This window comes from Paraprevotella sp. (assembly GCF_986071375.1).
Genome location: NZ_CFQRNQ010000009.1, coordinates 43592 through 69234 on the forward strand (window position 1 = coordinate 43592; position 25643 = coordinate 69234).

The following is a 25643-nucleotide window of genomic DNA, read 5'->3' on the forward strand; positions in this document are numbered from 1 at the left end:
AAAGAAAACCAGTATGAAGAAATATCTGTTTGCTATTTTGTGCCTGTGGGGTGGCACGATGTTGTCGCTACATGCACAGGACAAAAAAAACATGTTCAACCCCGTAACCACCAGTGTGACCTCTCAATCCATCGCACCGGATGCGCGTGGCGGTGCGATGGGCGACCTTGGGGCGGCTACGGATCCGGACGTGAGTTCGCAGTATTGGAATCCGGCTAAGTACCCTTTTTGTATCGGACGGGCAGGAGTTGCCGTGAATTATACGCCTTGGTTGCGCCAGTTGGTCAATGATATAAACCTGGCATACGTGAGCGGTTTCTACCGTATTGGTGATTATCAGGCGTTGAGTGCTTCTTTGCGTTACTTTTCTTTGGGTGAAGTTTCTACGAGCAGCACAGATGATGGGACAGGTGACATGACAATCAGCCCGTATGAAATGTCGGTGGATGTGGCTTATTCTCGAATGTTGAGCGAGAATTTCTCGGCTGCGGTTGCCTTGCGTTTCATTTTGTCAGACATTACATACGATTATTCTGATGAGACGAGTCCCGGTAAAGCTTTTGCTGCGGACATAGCACTTTATTGGAACCGTTATTTTACGGGGCGTACGCGGGAGTGGAACATGGGCATCGGGTTGAACATCAGTAATATCGGTAGTAAGATTTCTTACGGTGGAGATGATAACTCCGAGTTCATCCCGACGAATTTGCGTTTGGGAGTCAATTTCCTCATTCCTATAAATGAGTATAACAAGTTTTCCATTGCGGCTGATGCCAATAAGCTTTTGGTGCCGACTTATCCGAAACAGAACGAAGGCGAGGCCGATCAGGATTATACGGATCGTGTACAGCGGGATTATTACGATATATCCCCTATTGCCGGTATTTTCAAGAGTTTCGGTGATGCTCCCAACGGTTTTAAGGAAGAAATGCAAGAGATACAATGGAGCATGGGCCTGGAGTATATCTATAATGACCGCTTTTCGCTTCGCGCCGGTTACCATCACGAGAGCGAAAACAAGGGAAACCGCAAGTATTTCACCGTGGGAGCCGGTTTTCGGATGAGTGTATTCTCGTTGGATGCCGGTTACGTATTCTCTACGGCTCAAAGCAATCCGCTTGACCAGACCATGCGTTTCACTTTAGGTTTTGATTTGGACGGCATGAAAGATTTGTTCGGTCGCCGTCGTTAATCGTAAAGGGTAAATCATGGGAAAGATTAGAGTGGGTTTCGGTTTCGACGTACACCGTTTGGTAGAAGGACGTGAATTATGGTTGGGGGGGATACGTTTGGAGCACTCCATGGGGCTGTTGGGGCATAGCGATGCTGATGTCTTGATTCATGCCATCTGCGATGCCCTTCTCGGGGCAGCCAATATGAGAGATATCGGCTACCATTTCCCGGATACGGGAGAGGAATTCCATAATATCGACAGTAAAATCTTGTTGCGCAAGACGGTGGAACTGATTGGCACGAAAGGCTACCGTGTGGGAAACGTCGATGCCACGGTTTGTACAGAGCGTCCGAAGTTGAAACCTCATATTCCCGCCATGCAAGCTTGTCTGGCTGATGTGATGGGCATTGATGCAGATGACGTGTCTGTAAAAGCCACAACGACAGAAAAGTTAGGTTTTACTGGGCGTGAAGAAGGTATTTCTGCATACGCTACCGTGCTTATTGAAAGTTAAAAGTATAGACGCTCAACCAATCGTCGAACACTTTTTCTGTTTTATATCCCGGCTCGGCTTGTAAGTCCGGGTTGTTTTTTGCGCCGTACACGTAGATGGTCGTGTCTTCTTTTGTGGCATAATGTCGGATGTCAGTTGCGTGTTCCACAATGGCGATTTCTTGCTTGTCACCGATGAAGTGGGTTATAAGGAGAAGGGTGTTCTTTTCTTCATGGTCGGGACCGTAAAGCAAGATTCGTTTCGCGTGTGACGGCCATTCTCTGTCCGAGGTGCGATTCACGTATTCCATGGGGCGTTCGCACCATGCATAAGCGATAAACGCCGCCACGAATATGCCGGCCAAGACTTTGGGGGCGCGCTGCAAGCCCAAGGCGAGATAGTAAGCCACAGCCACTAAGCACAGCGGAACGGAAGGGCTGATATACCGAGTCGCTTTCCAGTTGGCCATCCACATGATAACTACGGCCCATGCCATAGCACAGGCAAATAGCCATGCACCTGGTAACCGGTGGAAATGGAACGGTTGTTTCGGTTTGCGAACAAGGAGAGTTGCCAAGCAGAGAATAATGGCTATTCCCCATACGGGGGTGAGTATGCGCAAGGCGGTGATGTAGGCCAATCCTATTACGGTAAGTCTCAAATTGCTAAGCCAGTCACTGCCTTGCATTTTATCTGCTACTTCCGTTGCGCGGGCATCATGCAGGAAATTGAAGAAACCTTCATAAAGGAGTACGCATAAGAGTAGGCTAGCTATTCCCAGGACCGGGTAAAAGCCCAAGTCCTTGTAAGCGTGTTGACGGTAGCTGTATACTGCAAGGCATAAGAGGGAAAATCCGAAGAACAAGGCATTGAAGTATCCGCATGACAATAAGGCGGCTGATATGGCAAGACCACCTATGGAAATGCCTGGTGTCCAAATTGTCTGTTGGTTGTGGATGCGTGAGGCTGCTCGCAGGCACCAATAGGCCCAAAGGGCAAACAGCCATTCAGCCATGAGGTATTCGCGAGCCTGTAGGACATTTGAAACGGATACAGGATTCATATAGGCTAATAGCAGGCAGAAAGCCGTCAACATGGTTTTTCCGGGAAATAACATGCGCAAGAAGAGTACCATGGACAGGAAAGACAGGCCGAAAAACACAAGGTTCAACCCGCAACAGCGACGGATAAGCACGTCTGTCGATGGGGTGTTCACTCCCGTCAGCGCACAACGTAGTGCCATATAATAGAGGCTGGCATGCGAGCCGTCCCTATTGTCATGATGTAATGCGGCCAAATCGTCCCACAAGCCTTCCGGTCCTCCACGGTCATCGATGTAACATTGTTGGCGTAGCTCCTTTCCTGTAAGGATTTGTCCGACCTCAAATGTCTTCTTCCCCCATCCTGGCAGGTTGTAAGCAAGGCTGATAGAGGTAGGGTCATCACCGTATAAGTATTCCTTTTCGTGTATCCAATATAGTCTGGTGAGAAGGGCCAAAAAGAAAACGAGGAGGATGGGCCATGCGCAGCATGTCTTTTGTGTCCAATGTGCAGGGAGAGAAGTCGGTTCTTCCATGTTTGTTTCTTATAATGTTTGGTTATGATAAGCTTTACGGTAATTCATCGGAGTCAGTCCCGTCGTTTTTTTGAAGATACGGTTGAAATAAGCTTGGTCTTCAAAGCCCAGTTGGTAAGCTATTTCCTTAATTGGAGTCAACTCCGTCACTAGGCGAAGTTGTGCTTTCTCCATTCTTTTCTTGTTGATATAGCATAAAGGTGTCATTCTCATTTCCCGTTTGAAGATTCTGATCAGGTGGTCTTTGGACAGGCAGGATAGAGTAGCCAAAGCTTCAATGTCCGGTTTGGCATTCAGATGCGTGCGTATATAAGCCAAAACCCGGGTGATACGTTCGTCGGCTACGTATTTTTTCGGTTGTGCCTGATGCAGGAATTCTGCCAATAATTGGTAGATGATGCCGCGGGATTCCACCCGTGCATACAGTTCCCGCTGTTTGTTCTTCAGGATATTGCGGGTAAGTGCCGGACTATTGTCATAATATTGCGGATCGGTTTGCGTAAGTTCCAATCCCGGGCACAGTTTATTCAATTTCCGGATGTAGGAAAGCATTTCATTTGCCGTCCGGATTTCTGTCGGGAGTTCCCAGTCTTCCAGAATATCGTGGTCGGATTCATTATAGATGTGGATATAATAATGGCAAAACTCTCCATGGCAAACGTAACTGTGTGTGGTAAAGGCCGGAATAATATACATAAATCCGGGGTGCAAATCTTGTTTTTTGTCGGGTAACTCGATTTGTGCGTAGCCTTTCGTTACGTAATATATTCGGGTGAACGGACTACAGATGTTTTTGTAGTTCCAATTCTCTCTGCAACAAGCTTCTCCGATATGAAGCACGAGGAAGTGCATTTGGTCGATGTCGTTGTTCATAGATTTTGTATTTCGGCTTTTACGGAGGCAAAGATAATGAAAAAGCTTTTGACCAAAGAGGCTTGCACGATGTTTTTTCTTCGTTGGGAAAGATAAGAAGTCGATATAATCCTATTCTTTGACGGCTTAGTACCATTTTCCCGGAAATGGAATCACTAATTTTGCATCGGATGGACAAGAGAGTGTTTTCCGCAATATGATTATTCAAAAACTACCTTTAATATTATGAACAAGTATCCTAAGATTGGTATTCGTCCGACCATCGACGGTCGGCAGGGCGGTGTCCGCGAAAGTTTGGAAGACAAGACCATGAGTTTGGCTCGGGCTGTCGCAGATTTGATTTCTTCGCACGTGAAGTATAGCGACGGTACGCCGGTGGAATGCGTGATTGCCGACGGCACAATAGGGCGCGTAGGCGAGAGTGCGGCCTGTGCCGGGAAATTCGAGCGCGAGGGGGTAGGGGCTACGATTACCGTAACTTCCTGTTGGTGTTATGGCTCGGAGACGATGGACATGAATCCTTATTGGCCGAAAGCCGTATGGGGCTTTAACGGGACCGAGCGTCCGGGAGCCGTATATTTGGCTGCCGTATTGGCCGGGCACGCTCAAAAAGGATTGCCCGCTTTCGGCATCTATGGGCATGACGTGCAAGATTTGGATGACAATTCCATTCCGGCCGACGTGGCCGAAAAGATATTGCGTTGGACGCGTGCAGCCGTGGCTGTGGCCCAGATGCGCGGGCAAAGCTATTTGTCCATCGGCAGCCAGTGCATGGGTATTGCAGGCAGTATCGTGGACCAGAATTTCTTTCAGGAATATTTGGGCATGCGCAATGAAAGTGTGGACGAGACCGAAATCCTGCGTCGCATGGAAGAGGGAATATATGACCACGAAGAATATGATAAAGCTATGGCATGGACGGAGCAGTATTGCAAGTCGAAAGAAGGTTGGGATAAAAACCGTCCCGAACGGCAGAAAACCCGGGAACAGAAAGATGCTGATTGGGAATTTGTCGTGAAAATGACCCTTATCGTCCGTGATCTGATGCAGGGTAATCCCCGGCTTCGTGAGATGGGCTTCAAGGAAGAGGCCATCGGGCATAATGCCATTGCTGCAGGTTTCCAAGGACAGCGTCAGTGGACGGACTGGAAGCCCAATGGGGATTTCACGGAAGCTTTGATGTGCAGCACGTTCGACTGGAACGGTATCCGCAAGGCATACGTATTGGCTACTGAAAACGACTCCTGCAACGCAGTGGCCATGTTGTTCGGCAACCTGCTGACCGGTTGCGGGCAGATGTTCAGTGATGTGCGTACATATTGGAGTCCCGAAGCCGTGAAACGTGTGACGGGAAAAGAACTGACCGGTCTGGCAGCGGGGGGCATGATTCATTTGATTAACTCGGGTGCCACCACGTTGGATGCCACGGGTGAAAGTACCGATGCGGCAGGCAAACCCTGCATGAAACCTTGTTGGGAGATGACGGAAAAAGACGCTGAGGCTTGCCTGAAGGCCACTAACTGGTTGCCGGCCGACCGTGATTATTTCCGTGGAGGCGGTTTCTCTAGCAATTTTTTGTCGAAAGGAGGAATGCCTGTTACCATGTCGCGACTGAACTTAGTGAAAGGATTAGGCCCTGTGCTTCAGATTGCTGAAGGATGGACGGCCGATGTGGATTCGGAAATCCATGAAGTGCTCAACAAGCGTACCGACCCCACTTGGCCTACGACTTGGTTCGTGCCCCGTTTGTGCGACAAACCGGCTTTCCGTGATGTCTATTCCGTGATGAACAACTGGGGAGCCAACCATGGAGCCATCAGTTACGGCCACATCGGGCAAGATTTGATCACGTTGGCTTCGATGCTCCGCATTCCCGTCTGCATGCACAATGTGGAGGAAGACAAGATTTTCCGTCCGGCGGCGTGGAATGCGTTCGGCATGGACAAAGAAGGGGCTGATTATCGGGCATGTCAGGTATATGGTCCTATTTATAAATGATAAGTGAATAATGTTTAGTGTTTGAAAGTTGGCGGGATGTCCGGACAAGGAAACTTGTGAAAGTTTCCTTGTCCGGCCTTGCCGTCTATTTTTCATATTAATGTATTAATGGCTTTGAAAAACTGAAAAGAATATGATTACCGCAGAACAAATAGAAAAATTCATAGCTCAGGCTCACCGTGTGGGGGATGCCGGTTTGACCGTTTGCAGCAGTGGCAATCTGTCCTGGCGCATCGGAGAGGAGGCTTTGGTGTCTGGTACCGGTTCCTGGGTGCCCTCTTTGACAAAAGAGAAAGTAGCCGTATGCCGTGTGGCCGACGGGGAAGTCTTGAACGGGGTGAAGCCCTCGATGGAGAGCGGATTCCATCTCGGTGTCCTGCGCGAACGTCCCGATGTGGATGTCGTGCTCCACTTCCAGTCGCCTTACGCTACGGCGGTGGCCTGTATGAAGGAGATACCCCGAAACTTCAACGTGACGGCGGAGGTGCCTTGCCACGTGGGGAGCGAGATACCCGTGATTCCTTATTTCCGTCCCGGTTCTCCTGAGTTGGCGGAGCAGGTGAAGGCAGCTCTGAAAGACCATAATTCCTGTTTGCTGCGCAAGCATGGGCAGGTGGTGTGCGGGAAGGATTTCGACCAGGCTTTCGAGCGTGCCATGTTCTTCGAGATGGCCTGCCGCATCATCGTGCTCTCGGGAGGCCGTTATGAAGTCCTTTCGCAGGAAGAAATAGACGATTTGGAAACTTACATATTGGGCAAGAAACCATGAGTACGTTCTTGGCTGTGGATTTCGGAGCCGGAAGCGGACGGGTGATAGCCGGGCGCGTGTCCGGCGGGCAGTTGGAACTGGACGAATTGCATCGCTTCCCCAACCGGCAAGTACGGTTGGGCGGACATGTGTACTGGGACTTCCCTGCCTTGTTCGAGGAGATGAAAGAGGGTCTGCGCCGTGCTGCGGCCAAGTATGCCGATGTGGAAAGCATCGGTATCGACACGTGGGGTGTGGACTACGGGTTGGTGGACAGGGCCGGCAACCTGATGGGGAATCCCTTGTGTTACCGCGACGCTTCCACGGCCGACACTCCGGCGGAAGTGTTCGCCCGTATAGACGAGGCGGCGCATTACGCCGAAACCGGCATACAGGTGATGCCCATCAATACGATGTTCCAACTCTATGCCCGGAAAAAAGAGAATGAAGCTTGGTTGCGCGAAGCCCGCCACTTGCTTTTCATGCCCGATTTGTTTGCCTATTATCTGACTGGCGTACCCGGCAATGAATATTGTATCGCATCGACATCCGAACTTTTGGATGCACGTAAACGAACATGGAACATGCCGCTGATACGTGAACTGGGCTTTCCGGAACATCTGTTCGGCGAGTTGTTGGAGCCGGGAACTGTCCGTGGGACGTTGTGCCCGGAGGTGGCTGCCGAAGTCGGTTTGTCCCCGGGAGTCAAGGTGGTGGCCGTAGGTTCTCACGATACGGCCAGTGCCGTGCATGCCGTTCCTTTCCGCAAGGGAAAGGAGGCGGTCAGTGCTTTTCTCAGCTCCGGCACGTGGTCGTTGCTAGGGGTCGCTTTGGATGAACCTGTGTTGACCGAAGAAGCCCGTCGTGCAGGGTTTACCAACGAAGGCGGAGTGGGTGGCCGTATCCGTTTCCTGCAAAACATCACGGGCTTGTGGATATTGCAGTGCCTCGTCCGTCAATGGGAAGCCCGGGGATGGCGTGCCGACTATGATTTCCTGATAGCTGGGGCGGAACAAGTAGAAGACGTATCGTCCATAGATGTCGATGCACCGGATTTCAAGCATCCGGCTGATATGGAAAAGGCTATTGCGGGCTATTGCCGAGCCCGGGGAACGAAAGTACCGGTCACGCAAGGTGAATATGTGCGTTGCGTGTTGCAGTCGTTGGCTGAGCGTTACCGGATGGGGATACAACAAATGAACGCCTTGTTGTCCCGGCCGGTGGAGTGCCTGCATGTCATCGGCGGCGGATGCCGCAATCATTTGCTCAACCGCCTGACGGAAGAGGCTACGGGTATTCCTGTATTGTCCGGTCCTGTAGAGGCTACGGCTATCGGCAACCTGTTGGTACAGGTCGAAGCGTGCGGAAAAATCAAGAACAAGAACGAAATTCACATTATAATCTAAAAAAAACATGAAAGGTTATCAAGTAAAGCAATATAACGCACCGGTTAAGCGTTATTGTCAAACATTGGAGTTGCGGGACAATCCCGAATTGGTTGCCGAGTATCGTCGGCGCCATAGTCGTGAGGAAGCTTGGCCGGAAATCCGGCAGGGCATCCGCGAGGTGGGTATTTTGGAGATGGAAATCTACATCTTGGGCACTAAGCTCTTCATGATTGTGGAGACCCCGTTGGATTTCGATTGGGATGAGGCCATGGCCAAACTGGCCACACTGCCACGCCAACAAGAATGGGAAGACTATATGTCCGTATTCCAACAAGCTGATCCGGGTGCCTCTTCTGCGGAAAAGTGGAAGCCGATGGAGAGGATGTTTTACCTTTATGAATAGAAAACAGTAATAGACAAAGCTAATAAAAACAAGACATGAAAAGCATCGAAAAGAAAAAGATTGTCGGTGATGGCACATGGGCGGCTCTCATCCCTTTTATTTTGATTACGAGTTGTTTTGCGCTATGGGGGTTCGCCAATGATATAACGAACCCTATGGTGAAGGCCTTTTCCAAGATTTTCCGTATGAGCGTTACCGAAGGGGCACTCGTGCAGGTGGCTTTCTACGGGGGGTATTTTGCCATGGCCTTCCCGGCGGCGATATTTATTCGTAAGTATTCTTATAAGGCTGGTGTCATGATGGGATTGGGTTTGTACGCGTTAGGGGCTTTTTTGTTTTTCCCTGCCAAGTTGACCGGAGATTACTATCCTTTCCTGTTGGCCTATTTTATCCTGACTTGCGGGTTGTCGTTTTTGGAAACCAGTAGTAATCCTTATATATTGTCCATGGGGGCGGAAGAAACGGCCACGCGTCGGCTTAATCTGGCGCAGGCTTTCAATCCGATGGGTTCCTTGTTGGGTATGTATGTGGCGATGAATTTCATACAGAACCGTTTGCATCCGATGGACACGGCAGAACGCGCCCAACTTTCCGATGCCGATTTTGTTGCCATCCGAGATGCCGATTTGTCCACATTGATAGCTCCTTATTTGATGATAGGCTTGGTGACGTTAGGCGTATTGTTGCTCATCCGTTTCACGAAGATGCCACGTAACAATGACCAGACCCACAATATTGATTTTGTTCCCACTCTGAAGCGTATTTTCGCTGTGCCGCGTTATCGTGAGGGCGTATTGGCGCAGTTTTTCTACGTGGGGGCGCAAATCATGTGTTGGACTTTTATCATCCAATATGGTACGCGCTTGTTTATGGAGACGGGAATGGAAGAACAGGCTGCCGAGGTCTTGTCGCAAAAGTATAATATCATAGCGATGGCCATTTTCTGTACGAGCCGTTTCATTTGTACGTTCCTCCTGCGTTACCTCAATCCGGGGCTCCTGTTGCGTACGTTGGCCGTCGTGGCCGGGGTGTTGGCCATAGGAGTGATTTTCTTGCAGGATGTGTGGGGCATGTATTGCCTGGTAGGCATTTCGGCTTGTATGTCGCTCATGTTCCCGACGATTTACGGTATAGCCCTGCAAGGGTTGGGGGATGATGCCAAGTTCGGTGCTGCCGGTTTGATTATGGCTATTTTGGGCGGTTCGGTGTTGCCGCCGGTGCAGGCTGCCATTATCGACCTGCACACGCTTTGGGGCATGCCTGCCGTCAACCTGTCTTTTGTCCTTCCGTTCGTTTGCTTTGTCGTCGTGACGATCTATGGACACAGGGCTTACCGGAAGGGTTGGGCATAAGTCCGGTTGGATTATAATAGGTTTTAGACAGAAGAACATAAGCACATATTTTCAAGCCCTGAAGTTTGTTGTTCTTATGTTCTTTTGTCTTTTTGTCAAATTGCCACTTCTGCCTCTTGAAGATTCCGTTTTTTGAGGGTAGGGGCGTAATCGTATGGAAAGACGCGATTCTCGCGTGCCTTGCCCGAACCTTTGTGTCAGTCGTAAGGCTGTTTGAGGGTACTTTTGGCATCATGGAGGGAAATATCGTGCGCTCGTTGGTGAAGGATGCGTAAGACTTTTGCGGCACTTTCCGGGCATTGTGTCATCCGGTTTTTTACAATATCCGTTTCCGTTCTGTGGGAAAAAAGGGGGGTATGCCCGTTTCCGAATGCTGCGGACAGCCCGTTGGCGCGTCGGTATGCGGACGTTGGCGCGGTGGCCTGCGGAGAAAAAAAGTGTTTCTTGCTGAGGACGGAAAAAAGTTCGGCCTCGTTTTTTCTTAAAAATGCTGTAATCGGGTGAAAAACGAGCCTGAAATGCAAAATAGTGTTTCTGAAAAGGGGTGTAAAAGCACTTGGAACGCGTTTTTTATGAGACTTTCTTTTTGTCTAAAATGGGGTTGATGATTACATTATGTATCCGGATTGTCTGTTTTTGCAGCAAATGTCCAAATCTTCGGTTGCCTGATGTGGTTGCGGAAAGCCATTTTTTGTTTTGCTTCTGGTGCTATGGGATTGCATAAAATGTGCCGGAATATGGATGGCGCGGGTTTTTGCGAATCATGTCCGCTCTGGTTGGGTGCTTTGACGTTTGGGCATTTTGCTGTCAGTGAAAAATATGTCGATAAAATACTATTTATTGCAGATGAAGTACAAACTTTTTTTCATCTTAAGATGTATCTTTGCAAATAAATATTTCTTAATCTCATAATATTAATGGTAAATCCTATGTATATGAAAAATATTCCTGACAGGTTCAGATTGGGACTCTTGGGCAGGCGTGTGTCCTGTTGGGGGATAGCTGTGTTGTCTTCGGCCTGTTTGGCGGCACAGGAAGTGGTGGTTTCCGATTTCGAATGTGGGTTACAAGGTTGGGAAGTGGCGTTGGGAAAAGCTGAGCCGGTCAGTGACGAAGGAGCATACCGGGGGAAATCGGCCAAATTATCGCCGGGAACGACTTTCCGCTTGAAGGTGGCTTTGCAGCCTTCGTCGGCTTATGAACTTGCCGTACGCATGAAAACGGAAAGTGGGGCAGACAATGTGACGTTGCAAACTACCGGGTTAGGGAAAAACAACATCAGTATTTCTACGGCTTTGGCTGCTTGGACGGAGTTCAAGAAACCGTTTCATACTTCGGCAGGGCAAAAGGAGGCCGTGGTGGAAGTGATGTTTGAGAACAATCCGGAGGGCACGTGTGCCTGGTTGGACGACCTTCGTATTGTATGTACGGGAAAGTATCACGAGAAAACGTACGACGGGATTCCACCCGCTCCGATGCGTGAAGTGAAGACCGATTTGGGTGTTTCCATGCAGCCGGACGAGAAGATAAAATGGATGTTGGATGGCAAGTTGGGCATGTTCATCCACTGGGGGCTGTACGCAGGGCCGGGAAAGGGCGAATGGTATATGGAGAATCAAGGTGTCGGCATAGAGGAATACCGTAAATTGGCTTATCCCGAGTCTGGCGAGGAATATTTCGATGCCCGGGATTTCGATGCGGACAAGTGGATGCGGTTGGCTAAGAAAGCGGGAATGCGCTATGTGTGCCTCACCACTCAGCATCATGACGGTTACGCACTTTTTGAAAGCCAATATATGAACGCTTTTACTTCGAAGCAGACGCACAATAGGGATTTTGTGAAAGAATACGTAGAGGCTTGCCGTAGGGCCGGTTTGAAGGTCGGGCTTTACAAGACGCTGATTAACTGGCGTTTTCCAGGATATTATGACATTACGGGTACCAACTGTAATCCGGCGAACCGTTTCGGTTATACCACGGCATCATGGCATAAGGAGAACGCCAGGCTGATGAAGGAAGAACTTTATTGCCAGGTCAAGGAACTGATGACGCATTACGGGAAAATCGACCACTTGTTCTGGGATGGTGGTTGGATTGCCCAAAAGGGAACGGATGCGGAAGGAGCATCGTTTTGGGAGTCTGGAAAATACATGGACGAGAATAACGGGTGGCCGGTGAATCCTTACTTCCGTGATTATGATGAGGAAACCGGGAAGCCGTTGGGATTGATGGGTATCGTCCGGAAATACCAACCGGATATTGTGGTGAATCCGCGCAGCGGTTGGATAGGCGATTTCACCTGTGAGGAAGGCGGTGGAGCTGTGACGGGAGAGATTCGTTCCGGAGTGGTGGAAAAGTGCGTTTCTTTGGCACCCGGATGGGGATATAACAAGCAGATGGAGAATCTGTCGAGCATCATGCCTTTGAAGAAGGTGAAGCGTCTTTTTGCCGATTGCATGGTGCGCAATATGTGTTTCCTGTTGAATGTGGGGCCGGATCGGCATGGCAACGTCGCTCCTTTGGTGGAACAGCGTATGCTTGAGTTTGGCGAATGGGTGAACGCGACGCGTGAAGCTGTTTATGGTACGCGTGGCGGACCTTGGCAGCCAGTGGACGGACAGTATGGCTTTTGTTACAAAGGCAATATGATTTATATTTATTTCCTCGGAGGTTATGGGGATGATACTTTTGTCCTGCCTCGGTTGGATAAAGGGATGAAAGTGAAACGGGCATACAACGTTTATACCAAGCAGCCGTTGCAATACAGGCAAAAGGGGCGGGGAGTGACGTTGAGGGGCATTCGTCCCGTAAAAGAAGACTTGACGGTTGTGGCCGTGGAGTTGAATCGTCCGGTGAGAAAATGAGAGATAAATGGAAAAGCCTATAAAATCCTATTTTAAATTGAGATAGTGCAATCCTGTTTTAAGGATAAATATTTAAATTTGCATCCAAAACCAAATAAATGAGATGATGAGAAACAAATGGATGATGTCTTTGTGCTGTGGAGCGGCGATGCTTGTGTGTGTGCCCGTTGCAGCACAGCAAAATGTACAGCCCGAACCGATGCAAACGGGCAAATACCAACCGACGTGGGAATCTTTGGCGGCATACGAGTGCCCGGACTGGTTCCGCGATGCCAAGTTCGGCATTTGGGCGCATTGGGGACCGCAGTGCGAACCGGAGTCGGGCGATTGGTACGCTCGCCACATGTATTATCCGGGACATTGGCAGCACGACGTGCACGTGAAGAAATACGGCAATCCGAAGGAGTTCGGGTTCAAGGATGTGATTAACGAATGGAAGGCAGAGGAGTGGCAACCTGATTCCTTGGTGCGTTTTTACAAGAGCGTGGGTGCCCGTTATTTCATGGCATTGGGTAACCATCATGACAATATGGACCTTTGGGACAGCAAATACCAACCGTGGAACTCCGTGAACATGGGGCCGAAACGGGATGTGGTCGGAGAATGGGCTGCGGCTTGCAAGAAATACGACTTACCGCTCGGCGTGAGCATCCATGCCTCGCATGCCTGGACTTGGTTGGAAGGTTCTCAGGATTTCGATGGCAAGTTGACGAAGACCGACGGGAAAGGAAAATGGTGGGAAGGTTATGACCCGCAGGATTTGTACGAACAGCGGCACGAACGGAGCAAGGACAGCAAGAATGTCGGAACCATTCATTCGCAGTGGGCATGGGGCAACGGGGCTTCGCAGCCTTCGGAAGATTTCAAGACGAAAATATATAACCGGACGTTGGATGTAGTGAACCGTTACCATCCCGACGTGTTGTATTTCGATGATACCGTGTTGCCGTTTTATCCCATCAGTGACGAGGGGGTGAGGATTCTGGCCCACATGTATAACACGAGCCTGAAAGAGAACAAGGGGAAGATGCGTGCCGTGGTGACGGGCAAAATACTTGAGGACAAGCACAAGGAGGCCATGGTGTGGGATGTGGAGCGCGGCATACCCGACCGTCCGCAGGAGAAAGCTTGGCAAACGTGTACTTGCTTGGGTAACTGGCATTATGAACGGAGCGTGTACGACCGTAACGGGTACAAGCCTGCAAGCCAAGTGGTAAAGATGTTGGTGGATATCGTGAGCAAAAACGGTAACCTCTTGTTGAGTGTGCCTTTGAGGGGAAGCGGTGCCATAGATGAGAAGGAAGTGGCTATCCTTAAAGATATTAAAGCGTGGATGGATGTCAATGGAGAAAGTATTTATGGTACGCGCCCGTGGAACGTATTTGGTGAGGGGCCTTTGGCAGAGGCTGCCAACCCGATGAAAGCCCAAGGGTTCAATGAAGGACAGAATTATACGGCAAAGGATGTACGTTTTGTGCAGAAAGGCAAGAAGATTGTATATGCCACGGCTTTGGGATGGCCCGAAAGCAAAGTAATCATGATGAAAAGCTTCCGTAAAGGTTCTCCTTATTATAAAGGAAAGGTAAAAAGTGTGGAGTTGTTAGGTTACGGAAAGGTGAAGTTCACTTGTGGCGAAGATGGCCTGAAAGTGACGTTGCCGGAGGGGAAGACGAATGGCATAGCACCGGTATTGAAGGTAAAATTGGTATAATGAATGAGTCGGCATATCGGCTTTTATGAGAGAAGGATGCCGTAAAGATGTGACATGCCTGCTGAATCGTGGAAGAGACAGTGGGCATGCCTGTTTTTATCTACAGGGTGCTTTATGCTTTCCGATAGTATCCCCTTTTGCGGATTTCCTGCCAGACCGCTTCGTCCAATCCGTAAGAGGCATCTTCACCTTGGGAGATGAGACGGCGGAGTTCGGTGGAACTGATGTCGATGAGCGGGGTTTCCGTGAGCCGGACTCCGGAGGGCAGGGACGCGGTCTGCACCGGATAACCGGGGCGGGGGTAGACCAAGATGCGATGGTGGCTTAGAATCTCGTCCGGTTTCTTCCAATCCTTGAAAGCAAGCCAGTTGTCGGCACCGATGACTAATGTAAAAAGCCGGTCGGGATAAGCTTGCCGCAGGGCGGCCAAGGTGTCTGCCGTGTAGGATGGACGGGGCAGGCGGAACTCGAAATCGCTCACTTTGAGGCAGGGATGTTCCCGTACGGCCATGCGGGCCAACTCCAGACGGCTATTTTCATCCAACAAATCGGGAGACGATTTTTTGAATGGATTCTGGGGAGATACCATAAACCACAATTCATCCAACCCTTCATCCCGGCAAAGGCGTTCGGCCAGTTCCACGTGTCCCCGGTGGATAGGATTGAAAGACCCCCCGTAGATGCCCGTTTCCGTCATGCCCTTTCGTGGGATTTATGTTGGAAATGGGGTCTCCGGTGACGTTTGCGGTGCCACCATACGTAGATGATATAGGCTTGCACCACAGCCAACACGCCCATGGCTATAGTGATTTCGGTCCATTGCAGAAGGGCTGCGGCGATGGTGGTTATCAGGCACAGGACGAACAGTATGATGCTGGTCTGTAAGTTCCTTTGGATGGTTTTATCGTCCATGGAATATGGGTTTTATGGGTGCAAGAAGGCTTTCAAGCGGGCCAGTGCTTCGGCCTTGGCCTTTTCGAGGTCGTCGTTTACGACAATCGTATCGAATTTGGGGGCGAAGGTCAGTTCGTATTCCGCCCGTGCGATGCGGTCGTCTATGACTTCCGGCGTATCCGTGCCCCGGTTTTCCAATCTGCGGCGAAGTTCTTCCACCGAGGGCGGTTGGATGAACATGCTCAAGGCGCGGTCGCCATAAAACTCTTTGATGCGGCATCCACCGTGCACGTCCACGTCGAATACTACGTTTTGTCCGGCTTCCAGTTGCTTTTCCACTTGTGCTTTCAAGGTTCCGTAGAAGCGATCTTTGTAGACTTCTTCGTATTCTAAAAATTCGCCGTTGGCGATGCGTTGGCGGAATTCTTCGGGCGTGAGGAAGAAATATTCCACCCCGTCACGTTCCGTTCCCCGTGGCGGGCGGCTGGTTGCACTGATGCTGAAAGCCAAATTCAAGTCCTGCCCCATCAGATAATTGATAAGCGTGCTTTTCCCGCTGCCGCTGGGAGCGGAAAAGATAATCAGTTTGCCTGTCATTTTCGTCAGTATGGTTACATTACGTTGAGCACTTGCTCTTTGATTTGTTCCAGTTCGTCTTTCATCTTCACCACGATGTTTTGCATTTCTGCCAGATTGCTCTTGCTTCCCGTCGTGTTGATTTCACGTCCCATTTCCTGGGCGATGAAGCCTAACTTCTTGCCTTGTCCATGCCCGTTTTCCATGGTCTCCACGAAATATTTCAAGTGGTTGGCCAGACGCTGTTTCTCTTCGTTGATGTCCAGTTTCTCGATATAATAAATCATTTCCTGCTCCAGGCGGTTCTTGTCGTATTCCACATTGGGAATCGTTTCCAAGGTTTCCACCAGGCGTTGGCGGATGCGTTCGGTGCGGCTTTGCTCATACGGCTCGATGCTTTTCAGCAAATCACCTATGTTTTGTATCTTCTCGGTGAATTTCTTTTGCAATGCGGCACCTTCCTGTTTACGGAAGTCCACGAGCTTGCCGATGGCTTCCTTGATGGCGGTCCGTACGGCATTCCATTCCTCCTCGTCCAATTCTTCCACTTCCGTGCGGGTCATGACATCAGGCAGGCGCAATAACGTGGCGAACCAGTCGGCCGGAAGAGGAATATGCCGTTCTTCACTGATTTGTTTAATCTGTTGGTAATAGTTGTCCAAGATAACGCCGTTGATAGGTGTAGCCGTTTGCGTGTCGTCTTTTTCCACCCAGATAGTGAAGTCCACTTTTCCGCGCTCCAACGTCTGGCTGATCATGGCACGGATTTCCATTTCCTTTTCCCGATAGAGCGGTACGATACGTGCAGAAAGATCTAAAGCCTTGCTATTGAGGGATTTGATTTCCACGTGTATCTTTTTGCCTTTCACTACGGCAGTCGATTTGCCGTAGCCCGTCATTGATTGAATCATGATTTAATAATTATTTTATGCAAAAGTAGGAAAATAATAGGATAAAATGGTAACTTTGCGGAGTTATTCTAAGGAAAAAATAGTTTATGTCTTGTATACTGCATATTGAAACGAGTACGAAGGTTTGCTCGGTAGCCGTCACGGAAGACGGGGCGGTATTGTTTGAAAAAGTAGACAAAAGCGGGCCTTCACATGCGGTGCAGTTAGGTGTTTTTGTGGACGAAGCTATCTCTTATATCGACAATCACGGAATTCCTTTTGATGCGGTGGCAGTGAGTCAGGGGCCGGGTTCATATACGGGATTGCGTATCGGTGTGTCGATGGCCAAGGGCATCTGTTATGCCCGTGGTTTGAAGTTGATAGCTGTCCCGACGTTGGAACTGTTGTGCGTGCCGGTGTTGCTCTATCACGAAGATTTGCCTGAAGACGCTTTGCTATGTCCTATGATAGATGCGCGCAGGATGGAAGTGTATGCCGCTTTGTACGACAGGGCCTTGGGACCTGTACGGGCCATCGGGGCCGACATCGTGGACGGAAGCACTTACCAAGACTTTCTGAATGAGCGGCCCGTCTACTTCTTCGGTGACGGGGCTGAGAAGTGCAAGGTCGGGATTACGCACCCGAATGCGCGTTTCCTTCCGGAGGTCCTGCCTTTGGCACGGAACATGGGGCCTCTGGCCGAGAAGGCTTTCGCACTGGGCCGATTTGAAGATGTGGCTTATTTCGAGCCTTTCTATTTGAAAGAATTTGTAGCTTCAAAACCGAAAAAACTTTTGTAAATGATATATAATACCCAACGCAAGAAATTACCGATGCCGGAGTACGGGCGCGGCATTCAGGAAATGGTGGATTATGCGCTCACATTGGAAAACCGTGAGGAGCGTCAACGTTGTGCCCGCACGATAGTCTCGATAATGGGAAATATGTTTCCGCATTTGCGTGATGTACCGGATTTCAAGCATAAATTGTGGGATCATTTGGCTATCATGGCCGATTATAAGTTGGATATTGATTATCCGTACGAAGTGACGCCCAGAAAAGTAGGAGGGGACGGTAAGCCGTCTCCTATGGCTTATCCGATGAAAAAGATCCGTTATCGTCATTACGGGGCTTTGTTGGAAGCGTTGATACGCAAATTGGCCGAGATGCCGGAGGGTGTGGAACGGGAAGAACTGACGATGTTGGTAGCCGGGCAGATGAAACGGAGTTTGGGAAATTGGAACAAGGATGCCATGGACGATGACAAGGTGGCTCTGGATTTGGACCATTATACGCATGGTTCCGTGCATTTGGACAAAGAACGGTTCCATCTATTCTTCGACCAATACGATAAGGTCCAACCGGGGCGTGCTCCTGTGGCCTATCGCAATGTTGGGCGGAAGAACAAACGGAAAAATTAAGCGGCGGTTCTGTTTGTATGGCTTCATTTATCATAGAGGGCGGTCGTCGTTTGACCGGAGAGATTGTACCCCAAGGCGCGAAGAACGAAGCCTTGCAGGTGATTTGTGCGACATTGCTTACTTCAGAACCGGTACGTATCAAAAACATACCCGACATCTCGGATGTGAACAACCAAATCCGATTGTTGGAAGATGTAGGTGTGAAAGTCACGCGGAATGCTCCGGGCGACTTTACTTTCCAGGCCGACGAGGTGAACATGGAATATGTGCAGAGCGATGAGTTCCTGGCGCGTTGTACCAAACTGCGGGGAAGCGTGATGCTTATCGGGCCGATGATAGCCCGTTTCGGCCGTGCCATGGTGGCTAAACCGGGGGGAGACAAAATAGGACGCCGTCGGTTGGACACACATTTCCTCGGAATCCAGAAACTGGGGGCCAAGTTTGATTACGACATCCGCCGGGGCGTGTACGACATTCATGCCGGGCGCTTGTGTGGTACGTATATGTTGCTCGACGAAGCCTCGGTCACGGGTACGGCCAATATCATTATGGCTTCGGTGTTGGCTACGGGTACGACAACGATATATAATGCCGCGTGCGAACCTTATATCCAGCAACTTTGTCATTTGCTCAACCGTATGGGGGCGAACATCAGCGGAATAGCTTCCAACCTGCTCACCATCGTAGGAGTGGATGCGCTTCATGGTGCCGCACATACGGTTTTGCCGGACATGATAGAGGTGGGCAGCTTCATTGGCATGGCGGCCATGGTGGGCGACGGTATCGGCATCAAGAATGTGTCGTATGATAATTTAGGCATCATTCCTTATACTTTTAGCCGTCTGGGCGTGCAAGTGCTTCGTCATGGAGATGATTTGTTCATCCCGAGGCATGACCATTATGAGATTGATTCTTTCTTGGACGGTTCGTTCATGACTTTGAGCGACGCACCGTGGCCGGGACTGACCCCGGATTTGTTGAGTGTGTTGCTCGTGGTGGCTACACAAGCCAAAGGTACGGTGTTGATTCACCAGAAGATGTTCGAGAGCCGCTTGTTCTTTGTGGACAAGTTGATTGACATGGGTGCACAGATTATCCTTTGTGACCCGCATCGGGCCGTGGTGGTCGGGCACGACCATCAAATCCGTTTGCGTGGCGGACGCATGACGTCGCCTGACATACGTGCCGGAATTGCCCTATTGATAGCCGCCATGAGTGCAGACGGGACGAGCCGTATCAGCAATATCGAACAGATTGACCGGGGATACGAGAATATCGAATCGCGTCTGGCGGCATTGGGAGCTTGCATCAAACGTGTGGAAGAATGATACGTGAAGACGAAGTATATAAAATAGGTATGTTGACCAAGACACACGGGGTGTCGGGGGAATTGAACATGGCCTTTACGGACGATGTGTTCGACCGTGTGGAAGCGGAGTATGTGGTATGCCGTATGGACGGGATACTGGTGCCTTTCTTTATGGAAGAATACCGCTTTCGGAGCGATACGACGGTCTTGATGAAATTCGAAGGGGTGGATACGGAGGAGCAGGCACGCCGCATGGTCGGCGTGGAGGTTTATTTCCCGAAGGCCCTGACGGAAGAGGTACATGAGGGAGAATATACGTGGAGTTACTTCACTGGTTTCACAGTTGTGGACACGGTTCATGGTGAATTGGGACAGGTGGAAGCGGTAGACGAATCTACGTTGAATATCCTTTTTGAAGTCGCTACCCCTTCCGGCGGGAAGATTTTGCTTCCGGCCGGTGAAGATTTGGTGGATGATATCGACCATAAAAACCGTAAGATTTACATGACTTTGCCCGATGGCCTTTTGGCTTTGGGTGAATGAGAATAATACCTTGGATGAATACGAACGAGAAAAAAAAGATTGCGATATTAGGTTCCACGGGATCTATCGGGACGCAGGCCTTGCAAGTCATCGAGGAACATTCCGATTTGTATGAGGCGTATGTACTGACGGCAAACAACCGGGTGGAGCTGTTGATAGAACAGGCACGCCGTTTCATGCCCGAAGCGGTAGTCATTGCCAATGAGGACAAGTATGAGGTGCTGCGAGATGCGTTGGCCGACTTGCCCGTTAAAGTGTATGCCGGGGCGGATGCGCTTTGCCAGATTGTGCAGGAAAGACCGGTGGACGTGGTGCTGACGGCCATGGTGGGATTTGCAGGATTGAAGCCGACCATCAGTGCCATAAAGGCCGGTAAGGCCATAGCTTTAGCCAATAAGGAAACATTGGTCGTGGCCGGAGAATTGATTAACCGTCTGGCAAATGATTACCATGCAGACATCATTCCGGTGGATTCGGAACATTCCGCCATTTTCCAATGTCTGGCTGGTGAGGTAAGCCCTGTGGAGAAGATTATCCTTACAGCTTCGGGCGGTCCTTTCCGCACGTTTTCCCGTGAACAGTTGGCTATGGTGACCAAAGCCCAGGCTTTGAAACATCCGAATTGGTCGATGGGGGCGAAAATTACCATCGACTCCGCGTCGATGATGAACAAGGGCTTTGAAGTGATAGAGGCCAAATGGTTGTTTGGCGTCGAGCCGGGACAGATACAGGTGGTGGTACATCCACAGTCTATCGTGCACAGTGCCGTGCAGTTTGCCGACGGGGCGGTCAAGGCTCAGTTGGGAGTGCCGGACATGCGTGTGCCCATACAATATGCTTTCTCTTATCCGTTGCGTTTGCAGAGTTCATTCGAAAGGTTGGACTTGTTCCGGATAGGTACGCTTACTTTCGAGGAGCCGGACACCTGTCGTTTCCGGAATCTGGCTTTGGCGTATGAAGCCTTGTACGAGGGTGGGAACATGCCTTGCATTGTCAATGCGGCTAACGAAGTTGTCAACCGTGCCTTTTTGGAGGATCGTATCGGTTTCTTGCAGATGAGCGATGTGATAGCCAATACGATGCGGGAAGCTTCTTTCATAAAGGAACCCACGTACGAGGATTATTTGCAGACAGATGCCGAGGCACGCCGGATTGCGGCAGAGTACGTCGGGACATGTTAAACAAAAACAAAACAAACACAATATTACATGGATGCAACATTGATTAAAGCCCTCCAGTTGGTGCTCTCGCTTTCGATTCTCGTAGTGCTTCACGAGGGGGGACATTTCTTTTTCTCCAAACTCTTCCGCGTGAAAGTGGAGAAGTTTTTTCTTTTTTTCGATCCTTATTTCCACTTATTTAGTACGAAAGACAAATGGTTTACCCGTTTGTTTCCCAAGTGCAAGGACAATGAGACCGAGTACGGTGTCGGTTGGCTTCCCTTTGGAGGCTATGTGAAGATTGCCGGCATGATAGACGAAAGCATGGACACCGAGCAGATGAAAAAACCGGTGCAGCCGTGGGAGTTCCGTGCCAAACCGGCGTGGCAACGCCTGCTCATTATGATTGGAGGCGTAGTAGTCAATTTCCTTTTGGCTTTGTTCATTTACACCATGATTCTTTTCCATTGGGGCGAACAGTATGTTCCGGCCAAGGATATGACGATGGGATATCAGTTCAACGAACAAGCGGAACGGTTAGGTTTCTGTGACGGGGATGTCTTGTTGGCGGTGGACGGTGAAGAAATCCGGAAATGGGACGGTTCCGTTTACCGTGCCGTATCGGAAGCCCGTGAAGTGACTGTGTTGCGTGGGGGCAAGGAAGCAAACTTGACAATGCCGGAAGATATGAACATGTTGGAGATGCTCAAGTCCAATCCGCCGTTCATGGTTCCTTTCATTCCCTCGGTCATAGATTCTGTTCTTCCTTCCTCTCCGGTGTATGAAGCCGGAATCCGTAGTGGTGACCGCATCGTGGCGATGGATGGGAAGCCGGTGGCTACGTGGAGCGACTTTGACGAAATTATGAGAGCACGCATGGAACCTTTGATGGCCGAAAGCCCGTCCCATGAGGATAGCGTGCGTCTCAGTCGCCTGTCTGTGGTTTACCAGTCGAAAGATGGCACTCGTACGGATACCGTTACATTGGAACTTGGGGCGGATTACAAATTAGGATTGTTGAAACAAACCCTTTCGGCATATTATAAACCAATAAAGGTTGACTATGGTTTCTGGGCCAGTATTCCGGCCGGTGTTTCCCATGGGATAGATGTACTTTCCGGATATGTAAGCGACTTGAAGTACTTATTTACGGCCGACGGAGCGAAAAGTGTGGGCAGTTTCATCACTATCGGGAGCATTTTCCCTGCTACGTGGGACTGGCTGACGTTTTGGGAAACCACAGCTTTCCTGAGCCTGATGCTGGCCTTCATGAACATCCTGCCCATTCCGGCGTTGGACGGTGGTCACGTGCTGTTCCTCGTTGCCGAGATGATTCTTCGCCGCCCGCCTAGCGACAAGTTCCTCGAACGTGCCCAAGTGGTAGGTATGGCTTTGATCATGGGTCTTATGGTGTTGGCTTGTTATAATGATATTGTGAGGTTCTTATTGTAACATCTTTGTCGTATCTGATACAACGTTCCGGTAAATTCTTGATTTAGGTCAAGAATTTACCGGAATTCATTTCTAAATGATTATTCATCCTTGCGGGATAAACGTCCTGTTTGTATCTTTGTATCACGAAAAAGAGATTAATAGGTAATTGTTTTAAGGTAAAGATACGCGTTAGGTTACGGTTTGTTTAAGGTAAAAAGATTATTTTTTCAGATGGATACATATATATGGCACGTGTTGTTTGCTTGTCTGGTGGCGGCTGCGCTTTGCATAGGCACGTTGGTGGTGACGGTCAGGCACGGACATTTATAATGATAAGATGGAGAGAAAGAAGATGGAAAGAGAAATGCCGAAAGATCCGATGATGTTGATGAGTTTCATCAATATGAAGTTGCGTGATTTTTATCCGACGCTCGATGCTTTATGCGATGATATGGACGTGGACCGTCAGGAATTGGAAGGCAAGATGGCCGAAGCCGGTTTGGAATATAATGCGGCAGCCAATAAGTTCTGGTAACACACAAACACAATCAATTATAGTAGACGTCCCCTTCTTGCCGCAACGGCTATGAAGGGGACGTTGTTTCCTTATGATGTAAAAAGTGGGTAGTGGCTCAATCTTGTTCCTTATTGCCCGTGTCTCGCTTGTTCTCAAGCATGTCCACTTCAATCTTGCGCAGATAAAATTTGACTTTGGCTCCCAGTTCGTCAAAACGTTGTTTGAGATGGAATACTTCCGTGCGTTGTCGGTAATATTCGGCATTATTTCCCCGTCGTTTTTCTGTTTCCAGTTTTTTCAGTATTTCCTGTTCTGCCATCAAGGTGCTGTCCATTATGGCCAACGTATCTTGTGCCGCAAGGAGTTCGATGCTGTCCATTACGATAATGCCGGTGGCGCGGGCTTTAAAGGCCGTAGGGAAAGTTTCACGCATGGCCAGAATACTGTCTTTGGCAGCTACGTAGTTTCCTTCTGTCATTAAGGTACGCGCGGCATCAATCATACGGCCTGCGTATTCTTCTTCCTTATCTTCTTGGCCTGTACAGGAACAGGCGATAACAGGAAGCAATAAGGTGTATAATGCTTTTCTCATAGGCTTTTTGTCACAGAGTTCGTTTTACAAAAGTACCATTTTTTGAGGGAATAATTCAAACCGATGCGCAAAAAATCGTATTTTTGCAATTATTTTATGGTATTTTTGAAGAATGAGGAATTTGACGAAGGAAGATTTGCGACATTTGTTGGACAAAAAGATATTCCATCAAATATCGGAAGTGGCTGATGAGCAGGGTGTGGAATGCTATGTCGTAGGCGGTTATGTGCGTGATCTTTTTCTGGAGCGTCCTTCGCAGGACATCGATGTCGTGACGGTGGGGAGCGGCATAGCTTTGGCAAAGGCCCTGGCCGGCAGGTTAGGGCGAGGTGCACGCCTGAGTGTGTTCAGCAATTTCGGTACGGCACAAGTCAAGTTCCGGGGGATGGAGGTGGAGTTCGTGGGAGCACGGAAGGAGAGTTACAGCCATGACTCGCGCAAGCCGGTGGTGGAAGACGGGACGTTGGAAGACGACCAGAACCGCCGTGATTTCACGATTAACGCGTTGGCCGTATGTTTGAACCGTGAACGGTTCGGGGAACTGGTCGACCCGTTCGACGGCGTGTGGGACATGGAAGACCGCCTCATCCGTACGCCGCTCGACCCCGACATCACTTTCAGCGACGACCCGCTGCGTATGATGCGTTGTGTGCGTTTTGCCACCCAACTGAATTTTTATATAGACGAAGAGACGTTCGAGGCACTGGAACGGAACCGGGAACGGATAAAGATTGTCTCCCGCGAGCGTATTGCCGATGAATTGAACAAGATAATGATGACCCCTACGCCTTCGAAGGGTTTCGTGGAGTTGGCCCGGTGCGGCTTGTTGCCTCTCATTTTTCCTGAGTTGGCAGCTATGGAGGGGGTGGAAAAGGTAAAAGGACGTGCGCATAAGGACAATTTCTACCACACGCTTGAAGTGCTCGATAATATTTGCCGGCACACGGATAATTTGTGGTTGCGTTGGGCGGCCCTCTTGCACGACATCGGCAAACCGCGTACGAAACGTTTTGACCCTGTGGCGGGGTGGACTTTCCACAACCATAACTTTATCGGTTCCAAGATGGTGCCGGACATTTTCCGGAAGATGAAGCTGCCGATGAACGAGAAGATGAAATATGTGCAAAAGATGGTGGAGCTGCACATGCGCCCCATTGTCATTGCCGATGAGGAAGTGACAGATTCTGCCGTGCGTCGCTTGTTGTTCGAAGCCGGTGATGACATCGAGGACTTGATGACACTTTGCGAGGCTGATATTACCTCGAAGAACGCCCAACGTAAACAACGTTTCTTAGACAATTTCAAATTGGTACGCCGCAAGTTGGTGGATTTGGAGGAGCGCGATCGCGTGCGCAACTTCCAGCCTCCGGTTTCGGGAGAGGAGATTATGGCGGTGTTCGGACTGCCTCCTTGCCGTGAAGTCGGTAGCCTGAAGAGTGCAATTAAGGATGCGATTCTCGACGGTGTGGTGCCGAACGAGCACGATGCGGCATACGAGTTCATGCTCCGTCGGGCGGTAAAGATGGGACTTAAACCGGTTGGCACTTCAGAAATAGGAGGAGCACCTTCTGCATCGGTAAAGGAAGAAGTTTGACAGCCGGAGGAGACTGTGGCTTCTTTTGCCATGGGTGGCCGCTTTCTTTTTAATTAACTGTGATACAGTTTGGTAGATAGTTAGTTCTCGAACGGAAGAGAATGACGTTTCGTTCTGCGCCAAACGAAAAATC

The 25643-nt window shown here is 49.8% G+C and carries 24 protein-coding genes; 17 read left to right on the top strand and 7 right to left on the bottom strand.

Features of this window, described 5'->3' with window-relative positions; all coding sequences use genetic code 11:
* Positions 1-13 precede the first annotated feature (13 nt).
* Together porV and ispF are read left to right on the top strand one after the other, a co-directional pair.
* Positions 14-1192: a type IX secretion system outer membrane channel protein PorV gene (gene porV, locus AC5RDV_RS06415; RefSeq protein WP_130893410.1), complete on the top strand. Its 1179-nt coding sequence runs from the start codon at positions 14-16 to the stop codon at positions 1190-1192.
* Positions 1193-1208: 16 nt separating this feature from the next.
* On the top strand, positions 1209-1688 hold the full coding sequence (ispF, locus tag AC5RDV_RS06420) for a 2-C-methyl-D-erythritol 2,4-cyclodiphosphate synthase (RefSeq protein WP_282748384.1): 480 nt from the start codon (positions 1209-1211) through the stop codon (positions 1686-1688).
* On the opposite strand, the gene AC5RDV_RS06425 is transcribed toward ispF, so the two are convergent.
* On the bottom strand, positions 1675-3243 hold the full coding sequence (locus AC5RDV_RS06425; RefSeq protein WP_008625759.1) for a hypothetical protein: 1569 nt from the start codon (positions 3241-3243) through the stop codon (positions 1675-1677). The genes ispF and AC5RDV_RS06425 overlap by 14 nt on opposite strands.
* A gap of 9 nt (positions 3244-3252) precedes the next feature.
* The gene (locus AC5RDV_RS06430; RefSeq protein ID WP_008625757.1) at positions 3253-4116 is read right to left on the bottom strand and encodes a helix-turn-helix domain-containing protein; all 864 of its coding nucleotides are present in this window, start codon (positions 4114-4116) and stop codon (positions 3253-3255) included.
* 225 nt (positions 4117-4341) lie between these two features.
* Here AC5RDV_RS06430 and fucI point away from each other — a divergent pair, with 225 nt between their 5' ends.
* The 7 genes from fucI (at position 4342) to AC5RDV_RS06465 (ending at position 14580) form a co-directional block, all read left to right on the top strand.
* Positions 4342-6114 (top strand): L-fucose isomerase, encoded by a 1773-nt coding sequence (fucI, locus tag AC5RDV_RS06435; RefSeq protein ID WP_282748383.1) that lies wholly within the window; start codon positions 4342-4344, stop codon positions 6112-6114.
* A gap of 133 nt (positions 6115-6247) precedes the next feature.
* Positions 6248-6883, top strand: coding sequence for a class II aldolase/adducin family protein (locus tag AC5RDV_RS06440; protein ID WP_282748382.1), 636 nt, complete (start codon positions 6248-6250; stop codon positions 6881-6883).
* Complete coding sequence (locus AC5RDV_RS06445; protein ID WP_282748381.1) at positions 6880-8268, top strand: rhamnulokinase; 1389 nt, start codon at positions 6880-6882, stop codon at positions 8266-8268. Before AC5RDV_RS06440 ends, AC5RDV_RS06445 begins: the two co-directional genes overlap by 4 nt.
* A gap of 7 nt (positions 8269-8275) precedes the next feature.
* On the top strand, positions 8276-8653 hold the full coding sequence (locus AC5RDV_RS06450) for an L-rhamnose mutarotase (RefSeq protein WP_008625752.1): 378 nt from the start codon (positions 8276-8278) through the stop codon (positions 8651-8653).
* A 35-nt stretch (positions 8654-8688) separates the two neighbouring features.
* Complete coding sequence (gene fucP / locus AC5RDV_RS06455) at positions 8689-10005, top strand: L-fucose:H+ symporter permease (protein WP_008625750.1); 1317 nt, start codon at positions 8689-8691, stop codon at positions 10003-10005.
* 935 nt (positions 10006-10940) lie between these two features.
* Positions 10941-12869, top strand: coding sequence for an alpha-L-fucosidase (locus tag AC5RDV_RS06460; protein WP_282748380.1), 1929 nt, complete (start codon positions 10941-10943; stop codon positions 12867-12869).
* A 106-nt stretch (positions 12870-12975) separates the two neighbouring features.
* Positions 12976-14580 carry an alpha-L-fucosidase gene (locus tag AC5RDV_RS06465; RefSeq protein ID WP_282748398.1) on the top strand — a complete coding sequence of 535 codons (1605 nt, stop codon included), beginning with the start codon at positions 12976-12978 and terminating at the stop codon, positions 14578-14580.
* 112 nt (positions 14581-14692) lie between these two features.
* Here AC5RDV_RS06465 and nadD read toward each other — a convergent pair whose 3' ends face one another.
* From nadD to AC5RDV_RS06485, 4 genes are read right to left on the bottom strand one after another with little or no spacing between them, the layout of a single operon-like run.
* Positions 14693-15277: a nicotinate (nicotinamide) nucleotide adenylyltransferase gene (gene nadD, locus AC5RDV_RS06470; RefSeq protein WP_130893403.1), complete on the bottom strand. Its 585-nt coding sequence runs from the start codon at positions 15275-15277 to the stop codon at positions 14693-14695.
* A complete protein-coding gene (locus AC5RDV_RS06475) occupies positions 15274-15492 on the bottom strand; it encodes a hypothetical protein (protein ID WP_008625733.1) in 219 nt (72 codons plus the stop codon). The genes nadD and AC5RDV_RS06475 overlap by 4 nt, the downstream gene beginning before the upstream one ends.
* Before the next feature lie 12 nt (positions 15493-15504).
* Complete coding sequence (gene gmk / locus AC5RDV_RS06480) at positions 15505-16071, bottom strand: guanylate kinase (protein WP_008625732.1); 567 nt, start codon at positions 16069-16071, stop codon at positions 15505-15507.
* A gap of 14 nt (positions 16072-16085) precedes the next feature.
* Complete coding sequence (locus AC5RDV_RS06485; protein WP_008625731.1) at positions 16086-16961, bottom strand: YicC/YloC family endoribonuclease; 876 nt, start codon at positions 16959-16961, stop codon at positions 16086-16088.
* An 86-nt stretch (positions 16962-17047) separates the two neighbouring features.
* Here AC5RDV_RS06485 and tsaB point away from each other — a divergent pair, with 86 nt between their 5' ends.
* The 7 genes from tsaB (at position 17048) to AC5RDV_RS06520 (ending at position 23342) form a co-directional block, all read left to right on the top strand.
* Positions 17048-17740, top strand: coding sequence for a tRNA (adenosine(37)-N6)-threonylcarbamoyltransferase complex dimerization subunit type 1 TsaB (gene tsaB / locus AC5RDV_RS06490; RefSeq protein ID WP_008625730.1), 693 nt, complete (start codon positions 17048-17050; stop codon positions 17738-17740).
* Positions 17741-18361: a DUF4290 domain-containing protein gene (locus tag AC5RDV_RS06495; protein WP_008625729.1), complete on the top strand. Its 621-nt coding sequence runs from the start codon at positions 17741-17743 to the stop codon at positions 18359-18361. It abuts the gene before it with no gap.
* A gap of 17 nt (positions 18362-18378) precedes the next feature.
* Positions 18379-19689 carry a UDP-N-acetylglucosamine 1-carboxyvinyltransferase gene (gene murA, locus AC5RDV_RS06500; RefSeq protein ID WP_008625728.1) on the top strand — a complete coding sequence of 437 codons (1311 nt, stop codon included), beginning with the start codon at positions 18379-18381 and terminating at the stop codon, positions 19687-19689.
* Positions 19686-20213: a ribosome maturation factor RimM gene (gene rimM, locus AC5RDV_RS06505; protein WP_276786463.1), complete on the top strand. Its 528-nt coding sequence runs from the start codon at positions 19686-19688 to the stop codon at positions 20211-20213. The genes murA and rimM overlap by 4 nt, the downstream gene beginning before the upstream one ends.
* Before the next feature lie 14 nt (positions 20214-20227).
* The gene (locus AC5RDV_RS06510; protein WP_040602594.1) at positions 20228-21394 is read left to right on the top strand and encodes a 1-deoxy-D-xylulose-5-phosphate reductoisomerase; all 1167 of its coding nucleotides are present in this window, start codon (positions 20228-20230) and stop codon (positions 21392-21394) included.
* A 27-nt stretch (positions 21395-21421) separates the two neighbouring features.
* The gene (gene rseP / locus AC5RDV_RS06515) at positions 21422-22825 is read left to right on the top strand and encodes an RIP metalloprotease RseP (RefSeq protein WP_282748379.1); all 1404 of its coding nucleotides are present in this window, start codon (positions 21422-21424) and stop codon (positions 22823-22825) included.
* A 334-nt stretch (positions 22826-23159) separates the two neighbouring features.
* The gene (locus AC5RDV_RS06520; RefSeq protein WP_040602592.1) at positions 23160-23342 is read left to right on the top strand and encodes a DUF4250 domain-containing protein; all 183 of its coding nucleotides are present in this window, start codon (positions 23160-23162) and stop codon (positions 23340-23342) included.
* A gap of 97 nt (positions 23343-23439) precedes the next feature.
* Here the strand turns inward: AC5RDV_RS06520 and AC5RDV_RS06525 are convergent, their stop codons facing one another.
* Entirely contained in the window at positions 23440-23916 is a 477-nt protein-coding gene (locus AC5RDV_RS06525; protein WP_008625722.1) for a hypothetical protein, read from the bottom strand.
* Between the two features lie 112 nt (positions 23917-24028).
* On the opposite strand from AC5RDV_RS06525, the gene AC5RDV_RS06530 reads away from it, so the two are divergent.
* The gene (locus AC5RDV_RS06530) at positions 24029-25510 is read left to right on the top strand and encodes a CCA tRNA nucleotidyltransferase (RefSeq protein ID WP_008625721.1); all 1482 of its coding nucleotides are present in this window, start codon (positions 24029-24031) and stop codon (positions 25508-25510) included.
* The last annotated feature ends 133 nt before the right edge of the window (positions 25511-25643 follow it).

Bases quoted from the DNA above. Each gene is read 5' to 3' on its own strand.
- porV (WP_130893410.1), top strand. From the start codon at position 14: ATGAAGAAATATCTGTTTGCTATTTTGTGCCTGTGGGGTGGCACGATG.
- ispF (WP_282748384.1), top strand. From the start codon at position 1,209: ATGGGAAAGATTAGAGTGGGTTTCGGTTTCGACGTACACCGTTTGGTA.
- AC5RDV_RS06425 (WP_008625759.1), bottom strand. From the start codon at position 3,243: ATGGAAGAACCGACTTCTCTCCCTGCACATTGGACACAAAAGACATGC.
- AC5RDV_RS06430 (WP_008625757.1), bottom strand. From the start codon at position 4,116: ATGAACAACGACATCGACCAAATGCACTTCCTCGTGCTTCATATCGGA.
- fucI (WP_282748383.1), top strand. From the start codon at position 4,342: ATGAACAAGTATCCTAAGATTGGTATTCGTCCGACCATCGACGGTCGG.
- AC5RDV_RS06440 (WP_282748382.1), top strand. From the start codon at position 6,248: ATGATTACCGCAGAACAAATAGAAAAATTCATAGCTCAGGCTCACCGT.
- AC5RDV_RS06445 (WP_282748381.1), top strand. From the start codon at position 6,880: ATGAGTACGTTCTTGGCTGTGGATTTCGGAGCCGGAAGCGGACGGGTG.
- AC5RDV_RS06450 (WP_008625752.1), top strand. From the start codon at position 8,276: ATGAAAGGTTATCAAGTAAAGCAATATAACGCACCGGTTAAGCGTTAT.
- fucP (WP_008625750.1), top strand. From the start codon at position 8,689: ATGAAAAGCATCGAAAAGAAAAAGATTGTCGGTGATGGCACATGGGCG.
- AC5RDV_RS06460 (WP_282748380.1), top strand. From the start codon at position 10,941: ATGAAAAATATTCCTGACAGGTTCAGATTGGGACTCTTGGGCAGGCGT.
- AC5RDV_RS06465 (WP_282748398.1), top strand. From the start codon at position 12,976: ATGAGAAACAAATGGATGATGTCTTTGTGCTGTGGAGCGGCGATGCTT.
- nadD (WP_130893403.1), bottom strand. From the start codon at position 15,277: ATGACGGAAACGGGCATCTACGGGGGGTCTTTCAATCCTATCCACCGG.
- AC5RDV_RS06475 (WP_008625733.1), bottom strand. From the start codon at position 15,492: ATGGACGATAAAACCATCCAAAGGAACTTACAGACCAGCATCATACTG.
- gmk (WP_008625732.1), bottom strand. From the start codon at position 16,071: ATGACAGGCAAACTGATTATCTTTTCCGCTCCCAGCGGCAGCGGGAAA.
- AC5RDV_RS06485 (WP_008625731.1), bottom strand. From the start codon at position 16,961: ATGATTCAATCAATGACGGGCTACGGCAAATCGACTGCCGTAGTGAAA.
- tsaB (WP_008625730.1), top strand. From the start codon at position 17,048: ATGTCTTGTATACTGCATATTGAAACGAGTACGAAGGTTTGCTCGGTA.
- AC5RDV_RS06495 (WP_008625729.1), top strand. From the start codon at position 17,741: ATGATATATAATACCCAACGCAAGAAATTACCGATGCCGGAGTACGGG.
- murA (WP_008625728.1), top strand. From the start codon at position 18,379: ATGGCTTCATTTATCATAGAGGGCGGTCGTCGTTTGACCGGAGAGATT.
- rimM (WP_276786463.1), top strand. From the start codon at position 19,686: ATGATACGTGAAGACGAAGTATATAAAATAGGTATGTTGACCAAGACA.
- AC5RDV_RS06510 (WP_040602594.1), top strand. From the start codon at position 20,228: ATGAATACGAACGAGAAAAAAAAGATTGCGATATTAGGTTCCACGGGA.
- rseP (WP_282748379.1), top strand. From the start codon at position 21,422: ATGGATGCAACATTGATTAAAGCCCTCCAGTTGGTGCTCTCGCTTTCG.
- AC5RDV_RS06520 (WP_040602592.1), top strand. From the start codon at position 23,160: ATGGAAAGAGAAATGCCGAAAGATCCGATGATGTTGATGAGTTTCATC.
- AC5RDV_RS06525 (WP_008625722.1), bottom strand. From the start codon at position 23,916: ATGAGAAAAGCATTATACACCTTATTGCTTCCTGTTATCGCCTGTTCC.
- AC5RDV_RS06530 (WP_008625721.1), top strand. From the start codon at position 24,029: ATGAGGAATTTGACGAAGGAAGATTTGCGACATTTGTTGGACAAAAAG.